1 protein-coding gene is annotated in these 1,444 nt (G+C 62.9%); it reads right to left on the bottom strand.

What is annotated here, in order from left to right; genetic code table 11:
* Positions 1-1,444, bottom strand: a 1,444-nt coding sequence (locus tag VCB98_RS13855; RefSeq protein WP_346053540.1) for a zinc-dependent metalloprotease, incomplete at both ends; no start/stop codon positions are given.

Below are 1,444 nucleotides of genomic sequence, written 5' to 3'. Positions count from 1 at the left end.
GAAGGCCGGGCCGGTGTTGGCGTGGAACAGGCGGTCTTCGCCGTTCCAATCCCAGCCGAAGGGGGTGGCGGCGATCTGATCGGCGACGCTGTCCGGTACCCGCAGGTGGCTGGGTTCCAGCGTTTCGAGTATGCGGCTCAGGGCTTCTGTCTGTTCTTCCGGTGGAATGCGCCGGGTGGGCTCCACCTGTTCACCCTTGAGCGCATAGACGAACTCCATCCCGCCCAGGTACTTGATGGCACCTTGAAGGGCAGTGCGGTGGTGGAGATAGACATGGGCGAAGCGCTTGTCCAGGAAGGAATAGGGTTCGCCGTCGTCCAGCGCTCGGTCGTCGAAGGCGTTGATCAGGGCCTGGCGCACACCCAGGGTGCGGTCCAGGGCGCTAAGCATATCCTCGCCTTCCACCCAGACGCTGGCATCGGGGAAGCTGCCGTGGGGTTGGGCGGCACCGCCGGTGATGAAACGCAGTCCGTCGTCATGGGCCTCGCGCATGATGTCCGCCAGGCCCTCGCGTTCGGCTTCTTCGTCCGGGAACCAGGTGTAGGCATAGCGGATGGCCAGCTTGTCATGGGGGCCCGGGCCGGGGGCATAGGCATCGGAGATGTCCAGATAGCCGTTCTCATCTAGGTGAACCAACGGCACGGGGTAGTCCATCACCGAGGCCCGGTCATGGGTGGCGGCGATGAAGTTATGGGCCAGGCCGAGGGCATGGCCTAGTTCATGGGCCGTGTGCTGCAGGCGACGCTGCATGGCCATCTCTTCACTGGAGAGGGCCAGGCCATCGGGGCCGGCGGCCGGGCGAAAACCCATCCAGATGTCGTGATTGACCAGTGAGCGGAAGGAATCCATGCGCACGATGGCGTGGATGATCTCCCCAGTGCGTGGGTCTTTATGAGAGGGGCCCACTGAAGGCCCCCGCTCGCGCCGATGCACCCAATGGATCATGTTGTAGCGAATATCCATGGGGTCGGCGTCTTCGGGGAGATCTTCGATTCGAAGGGCATTCTTGAAACCGGCCGCTTCGAACATCTCGTTGAACCAGAGGCTGCCCTCAATAAAGGTGCTGCGGTAGGGCTCTGGAATGGCCGGGTCCATGTAGAAAACGATAGGCTCTTCAGGCTCCACCAGCTCGCCATCCAGGTAGGCTTCCTTGTCGGAAGGCACCAGGTTCCAACGCCACAGCCAACGCTGGCGGTAATCGCTGTCATGGCCTTGGGCGAAGTCGAAAAAGACATGGGGGAAGATGCCTGCCCGCGGATGGAATTCCCGGGGTTGATACCCATCGTCAGGTAGTTGCAGGAAGCTGTGCTGCTGCTCGACAGTCACCGAGCGCGGGTCCGGGGCGTGGTCACGCAGTTCCGAGGACGGCTCGTCCACGGCAAAGGTCAGCACGGCGCGGACCTCGCTGTTCTTCGGGAAGGCGTCGGTGTAGTCCGGCTCGATG

It is taken from the genome of Natronospira elongata (assembly GCF_034931365.1).
Taxonomy (GTDB): domain Bacteria; phylum Pseudomonadota; class Gammaproteobacteria; order Natronospirales; family Natronospiraceae; genus Natronospira; species Natronospira elongata.
Note: the sequence above shows the minus strand (reverse complement) of the source record. Positions and strands in the feature narration are given on the sequence as shown.